We start from the raw sequence: 26,564 nt of genomic DNA on the forward strand, positions 1-26,564 counted from the left end.
AGCGGGTACAAAAAGTCCTTGTCCCACTAAGGCTCCCAGCCCCAAAAGTGCGGATCTCCAAAATACAAGGCAAACTTAACTGACAATCAACTGACAAAATGCCGGAATCCCTTGTGTAGCAAGAGGTGCGGATCCCCCAGGGATTTCATGTGCACCTGGGGTTCGCACCATCACCTCCCCAATTCGTCTCTACTCCTGAATGGCACCCTGAAACAAATTCACATAAGCCAAATGTGGGAACAAAATCGGATTGTTTATCAGCATAAGCAGTTGGTTGAGTTGAAACGTTAAGGATAAAAGAGACACCTCACTGCGACAATCCTCTGGTACAGCAACACGATAATCAGAAAGTTTAACCCCAGTTAATGCTTCGTCAGCCTTTTTAATGGATATACCTTTATCTGCTGCGCCATAATGATTTAATTGCTCATACCACCAATCTAAACTTTTAGCTTCATTAGGTAATACGATTCGCAGCTGTTCCCCTTGAGGGTGAATAAGGATATCAAATAACCCCTTAACTTTAGTACCAGCTGACTTTGTGCTGCACAATATTTTAATAGGTCGTGTGGCCGTCTGTGTCGATAGCCTGCCTGTTTTTGAACTGGTCTGACTTTCAAGTACCTGCAGTTTTGCTTCAAACCCTGTACATACCACTTCCGAGGCCATGCGGACTATGGACTTGGAAACGGTGTTTAGCTTATCAATACTGTCGGTCCATGTCTTGAGATTCTCTTCATCCACATTGGTACTTTTACACTGAACAACCACAGCCACCGCTTCAATGGGAATATATTTCATCCGGCCATATCGAAAAATATAAGGGGTATACTGTTCATCAAATATTGCTAGATCAACCTCATTCGAAACCTGTCCCTCAGAATCAATGATAAAGACAGACTGTTCGATAGAGAATTTACGTGGAATCATCTGTTCAAACATCACTTTCCAGACATCTTCTCGAAAGCTTCCCATAGTTAAATCATGCTGCACTCTAAAGTTTAACTCGCCTACAATATTACGTTCCATCTGCTTGTAATTGTCTACTAACTTAATCAGCACGCCGTGATTTGGCCCTGTTTTCTGCTGACTCATGCCATTCCCTCCTCACATACCTCGAGTACCATTCTTCCATATCCCGCATTCGTTTTTCCACCAACACCCTCGTGCTGTACCGCAGCAGCTAGTATTTCGGCAGCAATTTGCAGCCACTCAATCCCTTCAGCACCTTTCATAGAGCTAGTGAGCAAAAGCTTAAAGTCCGCTTGGACATTAAGAAAATGAACGGGCACAGGGGTATCATCATCATGCGGTGCTACTTTCTCTGCCTCGCGACGAGATTGAAGCAATAGATTCCGTTCTGCCGAATCCACACACGCCAAGCCAGCAGCAGGGCGTAGCACAATTTGGTTATAATCCTGATGATGTGGAGTTAACACATCCAGAGAAAGTGCTTTCGAGACTGTAGCAGGGGTCACCCACGCATCATGGTAACAAATACTTCCCATCTGTCCAGCTGTACCGTATAAACGCTCATAGTAAGCACCACCCACACGGAAGTGTTCATCTTCTTCACCCAAATATCGATGACAATAATGAGCTGAAATTCCTTTTAAAGCTGTCCCCGAAATATACGGAATTCCATAAGTCGGATGTAACGTTAAATGCGTCTCTAGCACTGATGGCTGTCCCTGACCGGTCACAAGCGGAGACCGCCCTCTTAGGATTCGATTAGAAAGAGATTCACCCACCATTTGAGATAATCGACTATAATGCAACTCAAAAAAAGTATCATACCATTTATGCTGTAACGTTTTTTGTCCATCCTTGTTCAGCCAACTGGAGTAATAAGCCTTTAAATAATGCGTATAAAATGTTTGCCGGGATGCAGAGTTTTCTACCGTCTGTTCCAGCTCAGATTTCGGCTTGCTGGCTAAATGCTTAGTCAAGTTCAAATAGGCGTTCATAGTCCCGCCTCCGTCTGCTCATCCAACACGTCCTCAGGGCTAATCCCCAACACCGCTTCTGCATACCGCTTGTACCAGACAGAAGCCTCAAGCACTTTGTGCGTCAGTACACGATATTCCTGCATAGTAGCTGGAAAACTAGCAGGCTTGAGGGTGAAATCCTGGATCGCTTCATTGATATGGTCTAAGAAGGTTCCTCTCATCCCTTTTTGAATAGATAAAAAAGCTACCGTTAGACGCAAACCGTTTAATTGCACCATAGCCGGAAAACGATGACATAAGCTGCCGTACTGCTGGCGATCGGCTGCACTACATTTTGCTTGGATCGTATGGATATGACGTAGCGCAGTTGTTGCATAATCGTGCTGCACTGATTTCATTATTCGCCACCTCCCACAACGCGGAAACGGACTCTTCCTTTCCCCACGCTAGCATTTGCACCCATCTGCACCACCTGCTCCGCTTGGGACAAGCGTTCTACAAATTGGCGTGATGCTCTAGCCTGCTGTGAGGTCCCTGTATGATCACACCAGGTTAATCCATACAATACAGCTTCCGCAGGTATGTATTCCTCACTCCAGAGCGCTCCACGTACAGTTGTTTTCGTCTCTTCTTGAAGACGTATACGTGGTATAATCTCACAACAGTTCCTCACCATATATTGAAACGCCTCATCAGGAAGCAGCACAAAGCGTTCTCTAAACATCTGTTTTGAAAATTCATCTACAAAAAGATAAGCTGCCAGTTGATCCACCCACAACCCTAAAGCAGCGTCAACTTCTGCCTTGCATTGAAACTCGTCCAGTTCGACGGTAACTTGCGCTGCTTGACGGGGGTTATGATGGAGGATAACCGCATCCTTAAAGCCGACTAGCGCACGATCCTCTTTTTCAAGTACAGATACGATGTTCGCCCAGTCAAGTTCGGGCAGTAGCGACAGGTTAGCCGCCCCCATATCCCGTAACAGTCGCTTTATAGCAAGCGGACAGCTGACATATGCAAAAGTTCCGACGCTGCTGGCAACCGGAAAAGCAAGCATACGCGCATCTGACAGCGCGATCGCCCCAGCCACAGTATCCGCTGCTTCCTTGCTTTGTTGCAGATCGCTCCCAAATAAAGTTTCCAACCATTCTTGATCTGCTTGCCCAAATGAGTGATGGCGAAAATAATCACGCTGGACCCCTTTTACACTGGAACCAGGCACGAAGGGCCATCCTGTTAATTTTTCTCTTATAATAGGCATATCAATAATTCCTGCGCCTTCGCCCGCTCCGATATGTAAAGGTGTAAGGCAATGAATAAAATACAAATTGCACGTCTCGCTCATGTCCAAACCTCCAATGATTTCATAAAATGGTGTGATTACTTTTCTGCACAATTCGGACGCCACAATCCCCACATGGCAAGCCCAAAACCATCCTCTTTATCAAATGCCCCTTTGCGACGGTTGGCATCCGATACTGATCGCAGCCAGTCATGCTTAAGCAAATCCGATGGCTCACCTTCCATCACCTTAAAGAAATAGACACTGCCTGCTGGCACCATCCGACGTAACGCCTTACTCTTGTTCTCCGTATAACTCCATCCCGATACAGGTTGCCAGTCTGATAGGCAAGCCCATACTAGTTTCAATGAAATATTTTCGAGCCAACCCGCCCTTTCGGTCAGCAACGTTTCCGTATTCACCCATCTGGGCAACCAGCCTTTCGCAAAATAAGCGGGCGTAGCCAAAACCATACGAACATAACACGCGTCGCGCTCCAAGCGTATAGCGCTTGGGTCTGGGTCTCCCTCTCCGTTCCCCAATTGCTCCGTTCTGTCACATTGTCTATCTGCCGAATTTTCTGCCATTTTTTCACTCAGCTCCGCAGGGCAATTCCAGACTTGTGTAGATAACGACTCCTGGATATGAACCAGTCGTTTCTTTCCCCCCATCGAATGAATCGTCGCCAATGAACCTTCTGGCCATTCCTGTCTAACGTTTGACAAATCGCACTCCGCCAGCACGCTTAATCCCTCTGGTAATACTAGCATCTCGGTGCCAAATAAATGCTCGTCCTTTGCACCATATGTCTGTTCATCTATCGCCGTGTGCGTCCGCAGTTCATGCTCGAACGCTGCCATAAAATAAGGAGCCGATATCTGTTGATGATGGTGAGTGGAAGATGTCATCTGCATTGGACGCTCATTAGCTAATACTTGATTCCAAGTCTCAAGCGCTGTAGAGCGATCCTTACAGACTGCGCTCCATTCCTGTAAAGCGGTTTCCCAATCGCTCTCCGTTAACTCATCTGCCAACCAACGGGTCATCCATGATGCGGAGACAAAAGCTGGTTTCTTAGGCCAAGGTTTATCAGTGGCTGCATGCAGTACGGGCAACAGCTGACCTGTATAACGACTATTCGTATCCGTGCCGAGAAAGCCCTCATCCTCATTCAGGTGAGTCCGTGGCCGTCTAAAATGAACCTTAATTTCCCCATCTACTTCTGATACATCCACATCCTGTGGAAATGGATAATATACTTCACCATACATGCTGTGCAGCGGTCCACGCACTACGGATTTTGTAATCGATTTTCGAATACACTCGATTTGGTCCTTAGAAACGGATGGCGAACAAGATGACTGTATATGTTTATACATCGCGGTCCGCAATGTTCCAGCCACTACGCTTGGTGCAATGGTAGATGTACTTCGCGCCACTACTCCAGGCGTCCTGTTAAATGGACGTCCGTCTCGTATTAACAAAGGATCAAGCGGCTCAATACGCAACGTCTTCTTCAACTACGCTACCCTCTTTCATCCATGTAATGGCCATAATAAACTGCTCTGCAAATTGGCGGAGCTGTTCTAACGCTTCTTTATTCTCACCCTGAATGCGTGCTAGTAATGGCTCTAATGCCGACTCCACCTGTTCCGTGTCCCAGCCTGAAGCCCTTTTTTTACGCGCCAGCCTCAGAACTTCTTGTCGTAATAGTAGATCAAGCTGTCCCCCATAAATCGATTGATCGTGGCTTTGCGCCAGCATTGCTTCATACTCCAGATAAAGTGATCTCAATTCGTAGGCAAAACGGGCTGAAAACATACCCTGTTCGTATAAATCCTGCATCTTTTTCAAACCCGCAATCGGGTCGTGTACAAATGAATCGGTGAATTGCAACTGATCTCCACCACTTCGCTTCTGGAAATGAATCGTCAATGCGTTCCGATTCTGCTTGGACTGTTTCTCTGCTGCGAGTGCAAGACGACGTGCTTCCCCCAGCGGCTCGATCATATGTACTATTGCAATCCCCACCGAGCTAGTGGGCAAATCTCCTGTATCCAGGCTTTGCGGAAAAGCTTGTGCCAACGTATGCTGGAACACCTGCTGCAAATCCGCTACCGCTTCTAAGCAGGATGTCATTGGCAAATAAGCCATAACGTCATCCCCGCCACTATATACAAGTTGCCCTTGATGCTTTCGCACGATATGTTCGACCTGTTTGGCAAAATGGGAAAGACTCTCACTAAAGTGCTGATGCTCTTCAATCGTACGCAAGCTGCTCAAGCGTCTCCCTATACGGTCTCCATCACACATAAGAAAGGCATAATAGGAAGGCGGCCGCAGCTTCACCCTCGTATAAAATTGTTCCAATCCTTGTCGTATACTAGCCGTTATGTGTTCCTTTTGGCTTGCCGCGACTTGCTTTGTAAGATTCTCATCCACCCACTCCGCAATCCGATTGTCATAAAATAAATGACTATCCCAGCCCTTGTGCTGCATCATGCTCAAATCAAGTTCATTCGACCACTGGTTTAATACGGTGCCGTATTCATGAAGTGCATCTTTCCATTTTGGTGTAGAAAGAAGGGGCTGATACGGTTCAAATGCAACGTCACAAACCGACTTGAATTCTCGCTCTTGCATGACGTAACGCGACATTCGCTTCACAAGCGAGATGGCATCCAGTGTTTCGTTTGACTTGATTCCATAACGTGCAACCTGAGCATACTTTTCCTGATGAAGTACAGATTCTCTTCTACTGTCCAGTGTAGATAACTCATCTCCGAATATCCGAATAGGCTCATTCGCACGAAAGTCTCTTAACGTTTTGCGAGCAGCCATCAATTCCTCTGTACGCTTACGTACAACACTGTAATCAGCACCTTCAGGATATGCCGTCCAAACCGCGTAGAACTCAAGCAGATCCTTTACTTGGCGCTGCCACATTTCCTCATGAACGCTGCCATCTAGCTTTTCCCGTACTTGATGAGCATAGTTCCGCCATTTATCATTAACAGCTTTGCGAACAGTAAGTGCAACCTCACGCGGATCGTTTGTATGAATAACAGCTACTACTTTATTGGAAATGTGGCCTACCTTGGTAGCCGTACTCTGCACGTCATCCTCCAACTGAGCAGCAGCAGGAAATATCAGCTCGCTGTTTAAGTTATGCAACGTAAGCGCTGCTTCACGTGCCAATTCAGACAACAAATACGATCCAAACCAAAGGTCCCGTGTCTTTCTCGCCTGCGCAATAAATTGCTGTACAGGTCCAATCGTGCACTGGATGATATACCGTTTTGTCAACTGTTCCATCAACGTTCTCCTTTCGACTTGTTGCTTCTATGGTGCGAATTCGGTTTCATAGAACGATTTTGCTGCTGATTATTGTGTTGGTAGGGTGATGGTGTTCTGCCTTGCTTATTAGAGGGAGATGAATTATAGGTACGCATCTCATGATTGTTCTGTTTACCATCCATCCAATTTTTAATGAAAACACTTGAAAGGAAGGCAGCAATAGCGCATGTAGTAGACGTTTCATTTTCCGCTTTCATCGGACTTCTGGAATACGTTAAGTTGGGATAAATATGGTGATGTGATATAGAGGTATGTTCCAGCTTGTTTTCCACCTCATGGAGAGCATACTTCTCTCTTGTTTCAAGCTTGAGTGCAGTTAATGGTTTATGATTCAACAGTATTATGGCACCAACAGCTTTTTTATTATCTATTGCAATAGGTTTTAAAATAAGAGGTGACGCCAAACGTGTCTTGCCTACTGGTGCAAGCTCTGTGTTGTACGGTTCGCGTAAAGGATATTTCGCTTTACAATCTTCTGACTTAAACTTAAATATAATTGGCAATCCTAATTGCGCTCGTGGAAACGCGTACCTGCCTCTTATTTTATCTCCAGGACAAATTTTACTATGTTTCTCCACCGCCATACCTGTAATTTGACGAATCGAATCAGCCTCTGGCCATAACGAGCGTGCGAATTTACAGGTTTCAGAATCATCTTGTTTCCATTTGTTACGCTGTTGACGGAAAAGCTGATAAACCAAAATAATGTCTTTCCATACTATTTTCGGTTCCTTGACGTGTGTTGCGCTCGGAACTTGGCTATAAATTTCATTACATAAAGTTGGCCATTGCCGATATTCTCCTCGTGGCAGTAGTTGCAGCTTATGTTTGGTCATCCAAGCCGAATACCAATTTTGTAGCTGTACATGGCCATTGCCCATACGCTTTATCGAAAATTCCTTACAGTATAGACTGCCACAGCCACGTCTCGTTCGGCCCCCTAGCCCACCAAAATGGATCCAGGCAGATAACGCCGCTTCTACTTCTTCTTTTAATTGTACTATGGTTAATTCATGAGAGTTACGTGGTAGGGAATATTGAATGTACAAGCGGAATGAGAACGGCTGGAGAAGCTGCGATGATGAAGGTGTATCAGTCTCCCTTAAAGGGAATAATACATACGGAAGTAATCTCTTGGCAGATATTGCATCCAACTTCTCCGCCTTATCGTCCATTTCTATACTTATTTTCACACGGCTAGGCGTAGTTGTATCACCAAAGATAGCCACTTCGCGCTCACGCAAATCATAAACACTCGAATACGCAGCCCCGCGAGTAGCCCTCCACCAAAAACGTAAATGACCGCGGATTGCCGCACTACGGACAGGCACGACCTCTTTCTGATGTTCTATCAGACTCGTATCACCAAACATCGGCGTAATCAGTTCAACCTGATACTCCTGTGCACGTATATTTTTGCACTTTTCGCACTCTTTACAATCATTACACTCTTTATTCGGAATACTAGCATACGACTGTTGAATCTTACCGATTCTAGCCTGTACCTCTGTCAGGCGAATAATAGGAGCTGATTGTTGCTCTGACATTAGTTTCACCTCTTCATGGACATTATGGGATCAGTCATAAATCGACCTGAATCGAAAAAAATAAGGCAATGAACGTACTAGAATGTAAGTCTTTTGAACTATTCACTATACCTATCATATCAGATCATATATTCAAATAACAAATTAATATTTCTATTTAATCAAAATTAAACCATTAAAGTTAAATTTAAATATAACGACAAAATAGATCATTAATTCCCAATTTGCAAAAGCATCATCTTGATTCTATTTAGGATTTTTTTATCATTTCCCGCTCTCAGACAGACATTTCCAAAGCAAAATAGGCCGCTTCCGTTAAAGGATACGACCTATGTTTGTAAATAACAGGGTTAATTTGATTCCTTTAAAAAGGGAATTCATGTTGATAAGATGTGATCCCTCATTGTTGCTTGCAGTAGCCATTTGAAGTTGCAATTTATGCGCTCGTGTAGAGTGCGACATTATGATTGGGATTTAAAAACGTATATGTTAATGTTTCTATCCACGCACTCGTATAAAGTGCGACCGCTTATAGTTTTTACCAAATATTATCTTGATGTTAGGTTTCTATCCACGCACTCGTATAAAGTGCGACTGCGGGTATAAAAAGCCCTTGTCCCACTAGGGCTCTCAGCCCCAAAAGTGCGGGTCTCTAAAATATAAATCAAACTTCACTGACAATCAACTGACAAAATGCCGAAATCCCTTGTGCAGCAAGAGGTGCGGATCTCCCAGGGATTTCATGTGCACCTGGGGTCCGCACCAAACCCTCGTATCAAGCAACAATAACTCTCACCACTTCTGTTTAGTATCGCCTAAGGAATGCAAAGTGACAAGTGCAGGACTTATTTTCCTCTACGTCCCCATAACAGCGCTCGCATCCTCCGGTAAATCGGCCTGTTGTATGGTCGAATACTCTGGCAAGCAGTTCTGCCTTTTTACTGCGATTGCGCTGCATGGTGGAGTCTTCAATGATGAATACTTTTACACGCTTGGCTGAGGTAAGTGAAGTAGACTGTCGAACCACCGTGTCAGGCTGAGCGAATGAAGAAAAGCTCGCCATGCAAAGCCCGGATGATTCAAGAAACGGTAGACCACATCTTTGCCTGGCAACGAAGCGCCGCGGCTGCTCTCCAACAGTAAAAACCAATTATTTCCATAAAATAAGCGAGAATAGTAATTGAAAGACAGCCAGCGCTGAGAGACCTCATTGCCCAGTAAAATGGTATCTCGCCAAAGCTCGTATCTCGTTTTGTATTCTATCATTGCACATAATACTCTATGATGGTACAACAATCATGAGCCTTCTATTTCTCACATAATCAACCGATGTTACCAATCCTTTATAAATATCACTACTCTGCTGAAGGATTATAATCAACCTCTGCATTTTTTAGTCCTTCTATTACTTTATTTATTCGTCTCGATAAGTCTTTTATTTCTTCTAATGTTAGTTCGTCTTCTGCTTCTTTTGGGTTAAACATACTTAAACTCTTTGTTAAACCCTCAACGTAACCAACGAAAACTTTATCATAAGTGATTAAAATCTCTCCTATAGCAACATCTACAATAATATCCTCTATTTTACCTAAGTTATTGAAATCATCTACTATTCTTGCTATTGCATGTCTATGTCCTCTATTTTGAGATAAAAACTCTTTATATACCTCTTGAATTGTTTCAAACAACTCGTTGTATGTCCAGTCTTCCATTAAAAATCTCTCCATTACTTATTAGTTGGGTTTTAGTCTTTCTCCGTTATTATGTATTACTTCTAGTTCAAGATTTTTATATTTTTTTGAAAATTATGCCATTACTTGGTTACAACTATCGCACGTATCTAGTTCTGTAAATAACTTAATTCTTCCTGTCGCCTCAGTATTGTTTCCAAGATGAGAAGCAATATCATTTAATATTTTATACTCTGTATCAGAATCCCTTAAATACATACTTCCTTTTTTGTCTGGTGCTTCTATTGCATTAAACATAGGATTTTGGGGTTGCAAAGAAATATTAGGCACTCTTTCCTTTATACTATCTGTAAGCTCATCTATGCTACTTTGAGCAAAAAACTCTGATTTATCAATACCATTAACATTCACTTATGCTAGAGCAAAGTTCCCAGACTTTTTATATCCACTAGTCAAATTCCCTCTCAGTTCCTTCACTCTATCAATTATATGCGCTTCTGCTACTGAATCTATTTGTCTCGTTGGATACACTTTTCCAGTACCCTTAGAAGCCTCCCCTTGATCAATCCGGTTCACTGGCGGATGAACCTCATTAGGCCCACTTATCGAATTTCCTGCAAAAGCAGGACTCCGAGTAGACGGAATGTTGAGATTAACCCGTTCTCTCAGCTTCTCAAGCATCGAGCGGATATCCGTATCTGACACTATCGTTTTAAACTTCTTCCCTAATCCACCTACGGATTTGGTCACTTTAGCGACCTTCGAAAGTTTGAAGACTCTCCCCAATGGGGTAAAGTCGTGTATTAGTGGACCCATCATCTCTATTCGCTCTGTTTCCGAGCCTTCTACAAAGTCGGTATATGCCTTCTTTGCCGCCTTCAAACTGCTGATGCTGAATCCCCATCGCCTTCAGCAGTTTTCGGCTCGCCTTAGCCTGCTTATGCGCCTGCTCCATCAGCTTCTTATTGCCGTAGCGCTTGTACACCTCATACGCAACCTGTGACTTCGCGATCAGGTTACGCGCATCAAAGATCGCCTGCAACTTCTGCTCGCTCTGGATACGGAGCCCGTCCGGCAGCCCTTGTGTGCGCAGGAGCTGCTGCAACTGCTTTACCGTAGGGTCATGGCTTAACTCGTCTTGGCGGAACATTTGGGCGATACGCTCCACGAGATGGTTTGCCGCTTTGCCCATGCTGCCCACGACCTGCACATAACTATTTACGGCCTGCTGCTGGTACTTCCCGAGCAAATGGGTGAGATTCATCGCCTGCTGTGCCCATTTTTCAGCCCCGCGCTGGTTCTCCTGCTGCACCTTCTCCACACCCTGCACCGCCTTGCGAACCACCTCGGCTAGCTTCTCCGCATCCTCGGTCAGCCGGTTGATCTCCCGCTGGGCCTGATGGACTGAGCCCCAAATCGGCAGCTCAGTGCTCCACGAGTTAGCCTGGCCATTGAGGCGCTGCCGCAGCAGGTTGGTCTCTTCGCTCAGCTCAAGCAGCTTGTTTTGCAGCTGTCGGATCTGATCCGACTTAAATATCACTTCTTTTGAGGACATGTCACCCCTCCTGTGGGTCATCTCAAAACGATTTCTTTCCGACCCACCCTGATCTACCTCTCTAGTCAACCTATACCTTCACCACAATAGTAGATATATCCGGTTTTACTTTTAAGCTGTGTACTACCTTTAATTTCCTTTAAACGTTCTACTTATGCTTTTTTGTTCTCACGTCAGCTCAATCTTGGTCGTGTAAGTGTACGTCTATCCACGTACTCGTATAGAGTGCGACACCCAGACAAAAGATTTCATCTGTGTATATCATGTGTTGTTTCTATCCACGCACTCGTATAGAGTGCGACTAAATGAAACTTATGGAAGAATTAAGTGTGCATGTTGTGTTTCTATCCACGCACTCGTATAGAGTGCGACCCGTTTGACATTCAGGCGGATTTACTTGGAATGACACTGTTTCTATCCACGCACTCGTATAGAGTGCGACTCTCTCATATGGGCTACGCAGGATGATGTTGCACAGTTTCTATCCACGCACTCGTATAGAGTGCGACTCTGATGGTGGTACGGCTGGTGTTAGTGGAGCTCAGTTGTTTCTATCCACGCACTCGTATAGAGTGCGACGGGTGCTACTTTGACGGCAATATCGATAGCCATCGGGGTGTTTCTATCCACGCACTCGTATAGAGTGCGACTCATTCAGGAGAGTCAGAATTAAAAGATTACTATGTTTCTATCCACGCACTCGTATAGAGTGCGACTACTCTTAGAGCTGGACTGCTAACTACAAAAGATGTTTCTATCCACGCACTCGTATAGAGTGCGACGCAAATGCTGTTGTACTGCGTAAAGTTAAAGATACATTGTTTCTATCCACGCACTCGTATAGAGTGCGACAATATCCATATCGCCTCCGTCTATACGAAGCTCATATGAGTTTCTATCCACGCACTCGTATAGAGTGCGACTAAACATCAAGCCAATGGGAGCAGTACGTATGACGCAGTTTCTATCCACGCACTCGTATAGAGTGCGACTGCGGGTACAAAAAGCCCTTGTCCCACTAGGGCTCCCAGCCCCAAAAGTGCGGGTCTCCAAAATACAAGGCAAACTTCACTGACAATCAACTGACAAAATGCCGGAATCCCTTGTGCAGCAAGAGGTGTGGATCTCCCGGGGATTTCATGTGCACCTGGGGTTCGCACCAAAGTTACTTGTTCGAGTAAAACTAGCCAAGCCACTTATGTTTAGTATCGCTTATGGAATATAAAGTGGCAAGTGCAGGGCTTATTTTCTTTTACGTCCCCACAACACATCACAAGCACATTTCTGGCTCTTGGTGTGGATACCTCGCAAGCGCAAAAAACATAGCGTTCTACACACAAAGAAATCCTCAACTATAATGACAAAATGTCCATTACAGTTGAGGATGGTAAACCAGAAATTGAGCTTCGATATAAAACCATTAAGTCGAGTACTCATCTATCCGTTCTAGGTTCGGAATAGAGCCAGAAACTCCTTGCGATAAACCCTCTTTATATGATTGTCACTGTCGATCAGACTTAGCACTGGAATTAACATTCCTGCCAACCTTAGACGGCAGCCAGCGTGCTTTGCCTTTCCATATGAGCCCCTCAAGGTACACCGCTTTTTTGAACCAGTGCAGCGAGGGACACCTCTTATTCGTCTTGACAACCAGTCCCCATTGGATGACACTTGACAGCACTGGACTCACAATCCGATTTCTAGTTCGAACGGACTCGAGGCTATCGTCAAACAGTCGTTTCTTAACATCTGTAGGGGCTGCGCCGCTAAGACAAAAATATAGGGTTGCCGCCAGACTATAAATATCAACGAGACTGTCTTGTTGAGCTCTCTCCGAATACAGCTCAAGCGGTGAATAACCGGTTGATGTAAAGATAGCATGTTCTGGCTTTCCCGCATCCGCGCATTGTATACGTACAGCAGAGCCAAAATCGATAAGTTTGGCTTGCCCATCCTCTCCTATGACCACATTATCAGGTTTTAAGTCGCGATGAATAATACCCTGCTTATGAATGTACGCTAACGCGTCGATTATCGATAACATGGTACTGGACAGAAATTCAGAGTTTAACCTGCTGCCATCTGATCCACAATACTGATCCATCGTTACACCACGGCAAAATTCCGTTACCACGTAGCTAGTGCCGTTCTCTTCAAAATGGTCAATAAGCTGCACGATATTGGGATGTTCAAGTTCACTTAACAATGCCGCTTCTTGATCAAACGAACGTTTTAATGACTCAAATTGCGTAAAGGCTGCGGACTGCCTGCACTTCACAGAACGACGATCAATCTCCCTTTTTGCCAAAGCGTCTGGGAAAAATTCCTTGATCACATAAGTAAGCTTGCTCTCGTTATGCCGAGCAGCATATACGATTGACAGATGACTTCTTGAAATGACTTTCCTTATTTGATAAGTCTGGTTCAGACAAGTGTTTCTGCCTAAACACATTTCCTTATCAACCTTCATGTCTGATCCCCCGCTTGCTCTGCTTTACTTTTTGTCACAAACCGCTTATCGATCACAGACCTGCTTGCTGCACTAGTCACAACCTCGGCACTTAAACGTGTTATACTGTGGATGCGAAATAAATGCTATTTGTTCTATTCATATGTCGACATTCACAAATCGTCGTCATGCACTTCTTCTGTATCATGATCTTGACGCTCAGCCCGCCACTGCGCTTTCTCCTGAACGTGTTCTTCAATCAAATCACGCTTTAAATTCCAAGCCTCTATGCTAAAATCGACATGATAAGGCTCCGGGTTGGTTTTCCTCAAATATTCGGGCCAGAATCGCTTTAATTGCTTCTCATGGTAGGTGCGGATCTCCGCCAGCGATGGACGATCATATACAAGCTTGCCTTGTTGATAGATCGGCTGCAGCAACCGCTCTGACAAGTAATGATCTACATGCTTGTGCATATAAGGATGAAGCGGATCAAACAGCTTGAGCCTTGCTTGACGCTCCACATCGTCTTCTGTTGCCAAGCAAATGTAATCGGCAATCGCCTTTTTCTTTTTCGGATGAATAATACGGTATACGTCCTTCTTGCCAGGGTAAGACACCTTCTCTGGATTAGCGGAGATCTTAATTGTAGGCTCCATCTTACCATCAATCTCTCTCTCCACCAGCTTGTACACACCACCAAGCGCTGGTTGGTCAGAAGCCGTGATCAGTTGTGTCCCTACTCCCCAGCTATTAATCTTGGCACCCTGCATCTTCAAATCGGAAATGGTGTTCTCATCCAGATCATTGGAAGCGACGATCTGGACATCTGTTAAGCCAGCTGCATCCAGCATCTTACGTGCTTCAATGGATAAATAGGCCAAATCCCCGCTATCGAGACGAATGCCAAGTAAGCGTTTGCCCTTCCGCTCCAGCTCTTGTGCGACACGAATCGCATTCGGAATACCGCTGTGCAGCGTATCGTACGTATCCACCAATAAAGTGACCTGATTTGGCAGCGCTTCTGCAAATTTTTCAAACGCGTCCAGCTCATTCGTGAAACTTTGCACCCACGCATGCGCATGTGTGCCTTTGGTCGGAATGCCGAACCGTTTGCCCGCCAGCATATTGGAAGTTGCATGGAATCCTGCAATATAAGCGGCACGTGCTCCCCATAATGAGGCATCTGCTTCTTGGGCGCGCCGAGTTCCAAATTCCATCAAAATGTCGTCTTTTGCGACTTGCTTGATTCGTGATGCTTTGGTGGCAATCAATGTCTGGAAGTTCATAAAATTAAGCAAAGCTGTCTCGATGAGCTGTGTCTCGAACACTCTTCCTTCTACGCGGATAAGCGGTTCATTCGCAAATACGAGCGTACCTTCCTTAACAGCATCCAACTGACCAGTAAAACGAAATGCACGCAACTCCTCCAAGAAGTCTGCGTCATACTGCTCTTCTTGTAAGCTTAAGTAGTCAATATCATCTGCCGTAAAACTGAGATTCTCCATATATTCAATGATACGCTCCAGACCGGCAAATACAGCGTAGCCATTGCCGAACGGCATCTTGCGAAAGAATGCCTCAAACACAGTCCGTTGGTTATGCGTGCCGTTTTTCCAATGTGCGTACATCATATTAATTTGATATTTGTCCGTATGTAAGGCCATTGATGTATTCATGATTGTAATCCTCTTTTCTTCTAGATGAACATCGATATGATGGATTATACCGTTGTTACGCCTTGACTCACAATCAACGCTCCGAGTGAGTTGCGGAAATGCTGAAGCGCCCACTCATGGGCTTGTCCGTTAAAAGTCGCTACAGCGTCTTCGTGCACGACGATCTTGTAGCCTAAGTTATAGGCTTCTACTGCCGTGTGAAGCACGCAAATGTCAGTGCATACCCCAATGAGATGCACTTCTGATACACCTCGCGCACGAAGCCGGAGATCCAGATCCGTACCGCAAAATGCGCTGTAACGTGTCTTATCCATCCAATAGATTTGGTCCTTAGATGTCTCGTACACATTCATCACTTTACCATATAAATCTCTGCCTGAAGTTCCTCGAATATTGTGCGGTGGAAACAGCTTCGTTTCAGGATGATAAGGGTCATGTTCATCATGAACGTCCACCGCCATGACGACTTCATCCCCATGCTGAACAAATTGTTCCACAAGTGCAGCCACCCTGTTCTCAATCGCTATGGCTGGATCGCCGCATGGCAGCTTGCCATTTACAAAGTCAACCGTGTAGTCAATAACAATAAGTGCTTTCATGGCATGTGCTCCTTCTATATGTCTTAGTCAGTTCAAATGCTGCAGATTAACGTCATTATGACAAATTAAACCGAAAAGTCAACTTCCCAATATGTAAAACCATTTTTGGTTCTATTTCCGCTTGGCCCGAAATGTTCCTGTCCCAATCGAGCCAACCTGGCCAAATTCATCGGTTACCGTTGCATAACATGTAAGCGAGCGGGTCGTTTCGTGTATAATATGGGCCCGCGCCTCAAGCACTTCTCCCGTTAGGGGCGCTACAAAATGTAAATTTAAATTACTAGTGACCATCGGCGTATCTGGACGCACTGCATTTGTAATCAAGCCCATCGCATTGTCAATCAGGGAGGACGTAACCCCGCCGTGAACGATTCCCATCATATTTAAATGATGAGGTTTTATCGCTATCCGTACGATCGCTTCTTCATCCGTCAGACTGACTATTTCGCATCCCAAGTGACCCCAAAATGTAGCCTGTGCCTGCTTTTCCATCGCCTTTAAATCATCCTGAGTGTACCCCATGCTGACACCTCACTTGTATGCGTTAAGGGTTAGGCTTTCGCCCATAAAGCTGCATATAAACCGGCCGTTGCCATAACGACCGGCTTAGTCACAACCTATGATTGTATCTACATTACTTCTGAGTAAAACGGTACCTAATTCTACATTACCCCATTCCAACACGTCCAATCAAGCTATTCCGTCTTATCAACCACTTTTTCATCTGCCAGTGCCTGCTCGATCTGTTCTTGTGCGACCTCTTCAAGCAGTTTGCGCCGCAGCACTTTACCGACCATCGTCTTTGGCAGCTCTGTCCGAAATTCAACAAGCCGCGGTACTTTAAAAGCTGCAAGATGTCCTCTGCACCACGCTATAATTTGCTCAGCCGTCACATCCGAGCCATCCTTGAGAATAACGTAGGCTTTCACTGTTTCCCCCCTGTAAGCATCGGGAACACCAATCACGACGGCTTCTTTGATGTCTGGGTGTTCAAATAACACTTCTTCCACATCACGTGGATATACTTTGAACCCACTCGCGTTAATCATATCTTTTTTCCGGTCTACGATATAAAAGAAGCCCTCTGCATCCATTTTCCCCATATCTCCTGTGTACAGCCAGCCATCACGAAGTACCGCCGCCGTCTCTGCTTGCCGCTGCCAATACCCAACCATCACTTGCGGACCGCGGACGATAAGCTCACCAATTTCTCCAACAGCCAGTTGTTCACCCGTTTCGGCATTCACGATTCTTGCTTCCGTATCTGGAAATGGTATCCCGATTGAGCCCAGCTTCCGGTAATCCCACACGTTGTTGGCATGGGTTACGGGTGAAGCCTCGGTTAAACCATAACCTTCAATCAGTCTGCCTCCAGTTAACGCCTCAAACTGCTCCTGCACTTCTTGCGGCAGCGGCGCTGAACCGCTTACACATGCACGTATAGAGCTAATATTATATGATTTCACCTCAGGGTGATGGTTAATGGCAATATACATCGTAGGAGCACCTGGAAAAATGGACACTTGTTTCTTTTCGATTACCGCAAGCACTTGCTTCGGATCAAATCGCGGCAGCAGTACAATTTGTCCTGCCAAATGTACCGCTTGATTTAACAGCACTGTCAAGCCAAATACATGAAAACAGGGCAGCGCCGCTAGAAATACTTCTTTTCCTCTTCTGGCTTGATAGAACCAGTTTGCTGTCTGGATCGTATTTGCGATCAAATTGTAATGGGTTAACATGACACCTTTAGCGATGCCCGTTGTCCCCCCCGTATATTGTAGGATTGCTACATCACGCTCGGCATCCACCTCTTTGCATACCTGATGAGGATGACATCGTTTCAGCCAAGCTTTAAATTTATAAACAGACGGAAGGTCCGGTACATGCAAATCTTGACCATCTTTTTTTGCTTTTATCGGATATATCCAGTTTTTAGGAAACGGTAAATATTCAGCTATAGAAGCCACTATAATATGCTGTACTTGCGTATGCGGCTTGACTCGGAGGACACGCTTGAAAAGCAAATCAAGTGTAACAATGACTACTGCGCCTGAGTCTGACAATTGTTGTGTCAGTTCCCCCTCCATATAGAGCGGGTTCGTCATTACGGCAATGCCTCCATAAAGCAATGTGCCAAAATAGGCTATAATCACCTGCGGACAATTGGGCAGCATGATGGCGACACGCTCGCCAGGCTTGATACCTAAGCTGTGCAGTCCATCTGCAAAACGGTAAGCACCATCCAGTAGTTCCTGATACGTTAGTTTCCCTCCCATAAACTCCACTGCTGTGTGTGTGGGAAAGGCAGAGGCTGCATCGATCAGCAGCCTCCCCACATTGTGCTTCGGATAGTCGAAGGTTGATGCGACTTCTGCGGGATAATGGACGAGCCATGGTTGATCCCCCAACATGACTATCCACTCCTTCCTGCCGCGGATGAGCGGCCATAGTCATTCCCTGCTGACAGACGTGATGGGCTACGTAGCGACAGTGACATAACCTTCTTGCGCAACTACTTGGCTGGCAATGGTTCTCTTTAATGGGGTCAAGGAAGACGATTGGGTGCGAACTAATTTTTTTAAGATTGAGAGCTGTGTCTTTAACGTATCCCCCGTTGATATATATGCCAGAAGTTCTTTCGCGCTAATATCTGTGGCAGCAATACTATCGCGCAGGTAGATTAACGTCATTGCAGCAGCCAGTGCGGACTTCTCTTGCCCGTAGCGTTCAGCCAACTTCGCAGCTCGCAGCAGTGCACTCTCAGCGGCATAAATCGATATAATCATATCTGATAAGTGCGCCAGTACTTCCTGTTCCTCATCTATACCCTGACCAAATTTCTGAACAGCGCTTCCTCCGACAAATAAAAATATCGTTTTTAACCGGGACAACAACTCGCTCTGCTCAGACAATGAGTCATGAAACGGAGATGCTGGCGGGAGAGGGGCAAGCAACTCCTGCTGCAGCGACTCTAATCGTTCAATGAGCGGAAGCTCTCCTTTCATCGCTTTTTTGAGCAGTGTACCGGGTATGAGTAAGCGATTGATTTCATTGGTCCCCTCAAATATACGGTTGATACGTGCGTCCCGATAGATTCGTTCGACCTTGTATTCCTGCGTATACCCATAACCGCCGTGAATCTGCACCGCTTCATCTGCCACGAATTGGAGCGCCTCGCTAGCAAATATTTTATTGATGGAACACTCAAGCGCATATTCTGCAATCGCCTTGGCGGATGCTTTGCCAGCTTCAGCACTTTGATGATTCATATCGCTCAGCATGCCATCGATGTAGCCAGAAGTACGATAGACCATACTTTCCAGTACATAAGTAATGGCGTTCATATCCGCCAACTTCTGACGGATAAGCGTAAAGTGGCTGATGGGCTTTCCGAACTGTGTCCGTACATTGGCGTACGAAGACGCCAACCGAATCGCCTCCTTTGCTGCCCCCAGGCAACCTGCTCCCAACTTAAATCTGCCGATATTTAAAATGTTAAAGGCGATTAAATGACCTTTGCCGATCTCGCCAAGCACATTCTCAACCGGGACAGGCATGTTGTCAAAATATAGCGGGCACGTGGAAGAACCTTTAATACCCATCTTTTTCTCCTCAGGACCAATCGTAAAACCAGGAAGCGAACGTTCCACAATAAAGGCCGTAAATTTGGTGCCGTCCACTTTGGCATACACAATAAACAAATCTGCAAAGCCTGCATTCGTAATATAGATCTTTGACCCATTCAGCACGTAGTGCTTGCCGTCATCAGACAGCTTAGCCGTCGTGCGTGCGCCAAGCGCATCAGATCCGGATGCAGGCTCTGTAAGGCAGTATGCGGCGATCTTGGCGCCTGATGCCAGCTCAGGCAAATACTTCTGCTTCTGCGCCTCCGAGCCAAAAAATACGATTGGCAACGTTCCGATGCCAACATGCGCGCCGATCGATAGGGCAAATGAGGAGGATTGCGCCAGCGTCTCATTTATAATCGTAGAGCTGACTTTGTCAAGGCCTAAACCACCGTAAGCCTCCGGCACATCTGCTGCCAGCAAGCCCAATTCACCCGCCTTGCGCATCAGCTTAACTGTCAGTTCATAATCCAGCTTCTCCAACTGCTCATCATTTGGAAGCACATCCCCTTCCAAAAATGCTTGAGTAGTGTCCGCAAACATGCGCTGTTCTTCTGTAAAGTCTTCAGGGGTAACGATTTGATCCGGTAAAGATTCATACAACAAAAAACCGCCGCCTACCGGTTTTGAGACTACATGTTTTGCGTCCATTTCATTCGCCCTCCTCTGCTGATGCTTTTGGCGCATGAACCTCGAACAAACCCGCCGCGCCCATACCCCCACCGATGCACATCGATACAATGCCGAATCCGCCTCCTTTTCGACGTAAATCCTGAACCAAACTCGTAGTAAGCTTAGCTCCTGTACAGCCGAGCGGATGTCCCAATGCAATCGCACCACCATTTACATTAATCTGTGCCTCGTCTAGCTCTAGCTGCTTTATAATGGCGAGACATTGCGCTGCGAATGCTTCGTTTATTTCATACTGGTGAATATCGTTCTTTTCCAATCCTACTTGTCGCAGCAGCTTTGGAATTGCTTCCACAGGGCCGATTCCCATTACTTCAGGGGCCACTCCCGCTACCGTGAAGCCTCGAAATGTAGCAAGCGGCTCCAATCCAAGCGCCTCGGCGCGTTCTCGGCTCATCACCAGCACAGCTGCAGCACCATCGCTTATTGGTGATGAATTGCCAGCCGTCACCGTGCCTCTGGCTGCAAACGAAGGTTTCAGCCGTAAAAGAGCCTCCATGCTCGTATCAGCGCGAACACATTCATCATGCTCGAAGGGCTTATAATGAAGTGTGTAATGTCCACTCGGCGATTCCTTAGAATGAAGTGACTGAACGGGCACGATCTCATCGTTGAACAGGCCAGCTGCTTGTGCTGCCGCAGCTTTACGGTGGCTGTTCAAGGCGAAGGCGTCCTGCTGCTCGCGGCTAATGCCATACAGAGCAGCAACTCGCTCCGCCGTATGTCCCATGCCGATGTATACTTCTGGCATCTCCTCCGCAATTCGCGGATGCGGCGCCAGCTTGAAGCCGGTCATAGGCACATGCGACATGCTCTCTACTCCCCCAGCAATCACGATATCTGAACTTCCTGATTGAATTTGTTCGGCAGCGTAAGCGATTGCCTGCAGCCCAGATGAACAAAAGCGGTTTACCGTCACTGCAGGCACGGATGATGGCAGACCGGCATACAACGCGATAATTCGCGCTACGTTAAGCCCTTGCTCCCCCTCTGGCATTGCACAGCCAAGGATGACGTCGTCGATCACTTCCCGGCTTACGCCAGGTGCCCGTTCCAGCACGGCTTCAATAACAGCCCGCCCCATATCCTCTGCGCGTGTTTCTGCGAGCGCCCCACGTTTTGCTTTGCCTACAGCCGTTCTTGCCACAGATACGATCACCGCTTCCCGATGTGTCGGTATTGGTGTTCTTGTGCCTGAAGATGGTTTCATCATCTATTCATCCCCCTTCCATCAATTGCGTAATGGCTTACCGGTACGCAGCATATGCTCCATCCGCTGCTGTGTCTTCTGTTCGCCGCATAACGACAAGAATGCTTCCCGCTCCAAATCCAGTACATATTGCTCCGATACAAGTGCTCCGCTCGGCACGTCGCCACCTGACAGTATATGAGCAAGCTTATTTGCGATCAGAGCATCATGCTCGCTTATGTAGCCACCTTCGCGCATCCCCTGGATAGCCAGCTTCATCGCAGCTTTGGCTTCTCTGCCAGCCACTCGAATGACGGGTGAATGCTCACTGCTAAATCCAGAGGCATCCATTGCAAGCACGATTTGTTTCGCCTCATAAAAGCGGCGTTTACTGTCAATTAACACCTCATCCTTTGGCCGTCTGTAACCAAGCCTTTCTGTATCAAAGCCGCTTGTTGATACTTTAGCCATCGCAATTGTCTCGAATATCCGCAGTACATGCGGCGTCAGATCATCCTCCGCATGAGGAAACCTTGCCGAGAGCTGCTGCAGCAGTTCTTTGCAGCCGCCACCTGCCGGAATTAAGCCCACTCCAGTCTCAACTAACCCAAAGTAGGTTTCTGCACTGAATAGAATGACGTCAGCAGGCAAGCAAGCTTCAACACCACCGCCAAGCGTCATCTGATGAGGCGCGGCCACAACTGGCTTCTGCAATCGCTTCAGCCGCAGCATCGACTGCTGAAAATGCTTAATAATATCATCAATTTCTTCCCATTCTTCCGCTTGGGCCTCTGCAAGCAGCTGCATAATATTAGCGCCGACACAGAAATGCTTGCCTTCGTTAGCCACTACTAAGCCACTATATTGCTGTTCCACGAGTTCTACGCTGCGTTGGATCATTGACAAAATATCTCCACCGATTGCGTTGTTCGGCGAATGAAACTCCAGGCAAGCCACGCCGTCACCAAGGTCGATCAGACTAGCTCCTGCGTTACTGGCTATCGTCGCGCCAGCGTCTTTTAGCTCACGCAGCGAAATATGTTGAGGGGCAGTTTCCACATTTCGATAACCACCAAGATGGGCGTATGCTTTCCCCTTACTCGGTAGCTTCATATAGAAAGTTTCGTGTCCTGCTGCCAGCCACTCCAGCACCCAAGCAGGTACGTCCACCCCCTCTGCCTGCATCCGGGCCGTTGATTCTCTAACTCCAATGGCATCCCACATTTCAAATGGACCCAACTGCCAATTAAAGCCCCAGCGTATCGCGTGATCAATATTCTGAATATCGTCTGCGATAACACCAACTAGCGATGCAGAATAAACCAACATTTGTTTGGTCGTATCCCAAGCAAAAGTTCCATATTTATCCTTGGTATTCAGCAGTGCTTTCAGCTTATTACCCGTTCCTTTAGCTCGCTTTGCGGCTTCGAGCGAAGGGGCTTGAACATATTGTCTGTCTGCATACTGCATCGTATCGAAGCGAAGTGCTGTAATACGGCCCTTGCCCTCTTTTTTATAGAAGCCTTGACCTGCTTTCTCTCCAATATGACCTTGTTCTACCAGCTTGTGGTACCAACTCGGGAGCTTGAACAATTGACGTTCAGATTCAGTTGGCGCATGTTCTGTCAAGTTACCAACAACGTGCATAAACGTATCCAGTCCGACAAGATCCAGCGTGCGGAAGGTTGCACTCTTGGGCCTCCCCATCGCTGGCCCAGTTATCGCATCCACTTCCTCGATCGTTAATCCTGCACGTTCCATTTCTTGAAGAGTTGTCACGAGGCTGTAGGTACCAATGCGATTGCCGATAAAGTTGGGCGTATCTTTAGCGATAACGACACCTTTTCCAAGTCTGCGCTCGCACCACTCGCGTGCCTGCTCTACTGTATCGTGAGCACTATCCGCGGTTGGAATCACCTCAACCAAGTGCATGTATCGCGGCGGGTTAAAAAAATGTGTGCCTACAAACGATTCCTTGAATGCCTGCCCACGGCCCTCTGCAATCGCAGTCAGAGAAATTCCTGAGGTGTTGGAGCTGACAAGCGTGCCAGGCGTCCAATGTGCCTCGATCTCATCCCATACGACACGCTTAATATCCAGACGTTCGGTTACAGCTTCTATAATCCAGTCTACGCCTCGTAAACGGGGCATATCATCCTCGGTGTTGCCTGCTGCTATCCGATCCGCAAACGCTTCCATATACAAGGGAGATGGATTTGTTTTCTTCAGTCGCGCTATGCCCTGAGTTGCTAAGCGGTTGCGTACAGCCTTATCTGTTAGGGCGAGCCCTTTTATTTCTTCTTCGACGGTTATGGAGTTCGGTACAACATCAAGCAGTAGACATCGTATGCCTGCATTCGCTAAATGTGCAGCGATAGCAGCCCCCATAACACCTGATCCGATTACCGCAGCGGTCCGTACCTCATTCCATCGTTTTAACGCCACATTGTTCACTCCTTTACGTTCTAGGAATCTGTCGTTTCATGGATTGGTTGTTCCATGAATCAGCTAACAGTCCTACTCGCTTATAAAGCCTTACTACTGCTATATTGGAAAACAACTTGTGTTATGCGTATCATGAAGCAGCTGCATTTATTGTTCGCTCGCATCTTCTGTGCAAGCGTAACTAGTAAGAAGAAATAAAACACAGCGAATACCTAATCGTTTCATCGATTACTCACGTTCGCCAAGGACTGACATCGCTACCAATTCAGCAATGTCATACGATCGTATCTCATCACGTTCCAAGCTTTTTGTACCGTCTTCCATCATCGTGAGACAATACGGGCATGCGCTCCCGATCACAGTCGGTTCCGTGAGCAATGCCTGCTCTACACGGGTCACATTAACTCGCTTGCCTTCTGTCTCTTCCATCCACATCCGGCCGCCGCCCGCTCCGCAGCACATTGCATCTTTGCCGTGCCGTTCCATCTCAACAAGGGATAGTTGCGGGATAGCTCTTACCAATTCGCGCGGAGCATCGACGATGTCGTTATAGCGAGCAAGATAACAGGAATCGTGCCAGACCACTTTTTCGTTCACCGCATGTTTAAGCTGAATTCGTCCTTCCTGCCACATTTTCCATAACCATTCGGTATGGTGATACACTTCGATGTCTGCGCTTAACCCAAAGTCTGGATATTCCTTCTTTATAGTGTGATAGGTATGAGGGCAAGCTGTTACAATCTGCTTAACGTCATACTTCTTGAACAAGGCGACATTGTCGCGCGCTAACTCCTGATACAGAAATTCATTGCCTAGTCGCCGAGCTGTATCTCCTGAGCTGCGCTCTTCATTACCTAGCACAGCGTATCGGATACCGGCCGCCTCCATGAGACGAATAAGCGAGCGGATGACACGTTGAGAACGACGATCATACGCACCCATAGAACCGACAAGCAGCAATACATCGTAAGCCGTTGATTCCTTTACTACCGGTACATGACGGCCACTGCTGCGCTCCCAATCCAGTGCCCATTGATGCCGATCGTTACGATTGATGCCCCAAGGATTGCCTTGACGTTCAATATTGGTCATTGCCCGTTGAGCATCAGCCGGGAGCTCGCCGCGTGTCAGCACGAGGTATCGCCGCATGTCAATAATCTTATCCACGTGCTCATTTCCGACTGGACATTGATCTTCGCAATTTCGGCACGTTGTACAAGCCCACAATTCCTGTTCAGACATAACATCACCAATTAATTCCAATGACCGTGCGTCATGAGCATTCTCGGTTGATTTGATATGTGAGCGTTCACCGACCCATTGCTGTTTCTGGATCGATAATGTATATGAGATAGGCGCGGCAGACTTTCCAGCGGCACGTTGTAATACATCAGCACCTGATTGCTCAATTCCAGCAACAGGATGTGCATCCGTTAACTGGACAAGCACTTCACTTTCATTACTCCCCATATTTATCCAACGATGTGTCATGACGCCAGCATGTAGAGCAGGAACCCATGGTGTAGTTGAAGTAACGGCAGCACCTTTTTCCGTTAAGTGATCGCGTAACTTTGTAATCAAATGCATCGGTGACAACCATTTTCCTGTACTGGCTGCAGGACATACATTCGTACAACGGCCACACTCTACACATGCATACAAATCCACTAGCTGGTTCTGCCTAAACTGCTCAATAGCACCAACACCAAAGCTTTCCGCTTCCTCCTGCTCCAAATCAAGCGGTTCCAGCTTGCCAATCTCATGCGACGAACGTTGGAGGCCTAGATTGATTGGAGCTACTATTAAATGAAAGTGCTTGGACTGCGGCACATACACCAAAAAAACAAGCAGCACCACTAGATGAAGCCACCATGAAATTTCATAACCAATGGTCAATATAAACAGTGGCGAATGTACGATTGAGGAAGCAATCCATGCTGTTAACGACCCTGTCACTTCTGTTGCACCCTCCAACGCACGATCAAACACCATCGTTCCAACTACGCTTACCATCAGCAAGACGATAAACAACAGTACCCAAGCTGGCTTCATGCCTCGTTTTAATCGCGCCAGCCGTTCTACGTAACGTCGATATCCCGCGTAAAGAATTGCAGCCAGCACAATCATGACCGTGTATTCCTGTGCAATGACAAACGCCTCATATCCTGGCAGTGGCAGATGATTCCCTGTTAATCCCTTCCATATAATATCAACTGCTCCAATCTGCAGATGAAGGAAGCCATAGAACAAAAACAGATGCATCAGCCCGCTGCGCCAATCCTTCCACAATTTCCCTTGAGTCATTGTCTTTAGCAATGCTTGCCACACCCTGCCGCTCACGTTGTCCAGAACAGTAGAAGGCATGCCAAGACGTACATACTGCCAGCGCATCCTTATCACGTGTATAAACATCGTCATTCCGATGGACATGCATGACAGACATAAAATCCATTTGACCAGCAGAAGCATTATCATCTCCCCCTTCTTCTCTTCTGCCAATCTA

The 26,564-nt window shown here is 46.5% G+C and carries 20 protein-coding genes, 1 pseudogene and 1 CRISPR repeat array; all 21 genes and pseudogenes read right to left on the minus strand.

Annotated elements, in window-relative coordinates:
* Window positions 1–189: 189 nt before the first annotated feature.
* Window positions 190–1,095, minus strand: coding sequence for a DUF6602 domain-containing protein (locus QP775_RS07160; protein WP_285104769.1), 906 nt, complete (start codon window positions 1,093–1,095; stop codon window positions 190–192).
* Complete coding sequence (cmr6, locus tag QP775_RS07165; protein WP_285104770.1) at window positions 1,092–1,967, minus strand: type III-B CRISPR module RAMP protein Cmr6; 876 nt, start codon at window positions 1,965–1,967, stop codon at window positions 1,092–1,094. Before cmr6 ends, QP775_RS07160 begins: the two co-directional genes overlap by 4 nt.
* A complete protein-coding gene (gene cmr5 / locus QP775_RS07170; RefSeq protein WP_285104772.1) occupies window positions 1,964–2,347 on the minus strand; it encodes a type III-B CRISPR module-associated protein Cmr5 in 384 nt (127 codons plus the stop codon). Before cmr5 ends, cmr6 begins: the two co-directional genes overlap by 4 nt.
* A complete protein-coding gene (cmr4, locus tag QP775_RS07175) occupies window positions 2,347–3,294 on the minus strand; it encodes a type III-B CRISPR module RAMP protein Cmr4 (RefSeq protein ID WP_285104775.1) in 948 nt (315 codons plus the stop codon). The genes cmr5 and cmr4 overlap by 1 nt, the downstream gene beginning before the upstream one ends.
* 35 nt (window positions 3,295–3,329) lie before the next feature.
* Window positions 3,330–4,751: a type III-B CRISPR module-associated protein Cmr3 gene (gene cmr3, locus QP775_RS07180; protein WP_285104777.1), complete on the minus strand. Its 1,422-nt coding sequence runs from the start codon at window positions 4,749–4,751 to the stop codon at window positions 3,330–3,332.
* Window positions 4,729–6,546, minus strand: coding sequence for a type III-B CRISPR-associated protein Cas10/Cmr2 (gene cas10 / locus QP775_RS07185; RefSeq protein WP_285104779.1), 1,818 nt, complete (start codon window positions 6,544–6,546; stop codon window positions 4,729–4,731). Before cas10 ends, cmr3 begins: the two co-directional genes overlap by 23 nt.
* Window positions 6,546–8,135, minus strand: a complete 1,590-nt coding sequence (cmr1, locus tag QP775_RS07190; protein WP_285104781.1) for a type III-B CRISPR module RAMP protein Cmr1 — start codon at window positions 8,133–8,135, stop codon at window positions 6,546–6,548. The genes cas10 and cmr1 overlap by 1 nt, the downstream gene beginning before the upstream one ends.
* A gap of 880 nt (window positions 8,136–9,015) precedes the next feature.
* A pseudogene (locus tag QP775_RS07195) lies at window positions 9,016–9,342 on the minus strand (IS4 family transposase); the annotation flags it as partial.
* A 148-nt stretch (window positions 9,343–9,490) separates the two neighbouring features.
* Window positions 9,491–9,847, minus strand: a complete 357-nt coding sequence (locus QP775_RS07200) for an Imm3 family immunity protein (RefSeq protein ID WP_285104783.1) — start codon at window positions 9,845–9,847, stop codon at window positions 9,491–9,493.
* Window positions 9,848–9,940: 93 nt separating this feature from the next.
* Window positions 9,941–10,237 carry a deaminase domain-containing protein gene (locus QP775_RS07205; protein WP_285104785.1) on the minus strand — a complete coding sequence of 99 codons (297 nt, stop codon included), beginning with the start codon at window positions 10,235–10,237 and terminating at the stop codon, window positions 9,941–9,943.
* Window positions 10,238–10,576 (minus strand): hypothetical protein, encoded by a 339-nt coding sequence (locus QP775_RS07210; protein ID WP_285104787.1) that lies wholly within the window; start codon window positions 10,574–10,576, stop codon window positions 10,238–10,240. It abuts the gene before it with no gap.
* A 1-nt stretch (window position 10,577) separates the two neighbouring features.
* Complete coding sequence (locus QP775_RS07215) at window positions 10,578–11,450, minus strand: hypothetical protein (RefSeq protein ID WP_285104789.1); 873 nt, start codon at window positions 11,448–11,450, stop codon at window positions 10,578–10,580.
* A gap of 131 nt (window positions 11,451–11,581) precedes the next feature.
* A CRISPR array of direct repeats spans window positions 11,582–12,373; the repeat unit is 32 nt; unit sequence GTTTCTATCCACGCACTCGTATAGAGTGCGAC.
* A gap of 509 nt (window positions 12,374–12,882) precedes the next feature.
* Window positions 12,883–13,851 carry a serine/threonine protein kinase gene (locus tag QP775_RS07220; RefSeq protein WP_285104791.1) on the minus strand — a complete coding sequence of 323 codons (969 nt, stop codon included), beginning with the start codon at window positions 13,849–13,851 and terminating at the stop codon, window positions 12,883–12,885.
* Window positions 13,852–14,003: 152 nt separating this feature from the next.
* Window positions 14,004–15,509, minus strand: a complete 1,506-nt coding sequence (locus QP775_RS07225) for a nicotinate phosphoribosyltransferase (protein ID WP_285104793.1) — start codon at window positions 15,507–15,509, stop codon at window positions 14,004–14,006.
* Window positions 15,510–15,553: 44 nt separating this feature from the next.
* The gene (locus QP775_RS07230) at window positions 15,554–16,108 is read right to left on the minus strand and encodes a cysteine hydrolase family protein (RefSeq protein WP_239328193.1); all 555 of its coding nucleotides are present in this window, start codon (window positions 16,106–16,108) and stop codon (window positions 15,554–15,556) included.
* A 111-nt stretch (window positions 16,109–16,219) separates the two neighbouring features.
* The gene (locus tag QP775_RS07235; protein WP_285104795.1) at window positions 16,220–16,630 is read right to left on the minus strand and encodes a PaaI family thioesterase; all 411 of its coding nucleotides are present in this window, start codon (window positions 16,628–16,630) and stop codon (window positions 16,220–16,222) included.
* A 173-nt stretch (window positions 16,631–16,803) separates the two neighbouring features.
* Window positions 16,804–18,522 carry a long-chain-fatty-acid--CoA ligase gene (locus QP775_RS07240; protein WP_285104797.1) on the minus strand — a complete coding sequence of 573 codons (1,719 nt, stop codon included), beginning with the start codon at window positions 18,520–18,522 and terminating at the stop codon, window positions 16,804–16,806.
* 66 nt (window positions 18,523–18,588) lie between these two features.
* Complete coding sequence (locus QP775_RS07245; RefSeq protein ID WP_285104800.1) at window positions 18,589–20,388, minus strand: acyl-CoA dehydrogenase family protein; 1,800 nt, start codon at window positions 20,386–20,388, stop codon at window positions 18,589–18,591.
* A 1-nt stretch (window position 20,389) separates the two neighbouring features.
* Entirely contained in the window at window positions 20,390–21,640 is a 1,251-nt protein-coding gene (locus tag QP775_RS07250) for an acetyl-CoA C-acyltransferase (protein ID WP_483311994.1), read from the minus strand.
* 18 nt (window positions 21,641–21,658) lie between these two features.
* Entirely contained in the window at window positions 21,659–24,061 is a 2,403-nt protein-coding gene (locus tag QP775_RS07255; RefSeq protein ID WP_285104802.1) for a 3-hydroxyacyl-CoA dehydrogenase/enoyl-CoA hydratase family protein, read from the minus strand.
* A gap of 228 nt (window positions 24,062–24,289) precedes the next feature.
* Window positions 24,290–26,491: a (Fe-S)-binding protein gene (locus tag QP775_RS07260; protein WP_285104804.1), complete on the minus strand. Its 2,202-nt coding sequence runs from the start codon at window positions 26,489–26,491 to the stop codon at window positions 24,290–24,292.
* Window positions 26,492–26,564 lie beyond the last annotated feature (73 nt).

It is taken from the genome of Paenibacillus sp. UMB4589-SE434 (assembly GCF_030226685.1).
Classification (GTDB): domain Bacteria; phylum Bacillota; class Bacilli; order Paenibacillales; family Paenibacillaceae; genus Paenibacillus_B.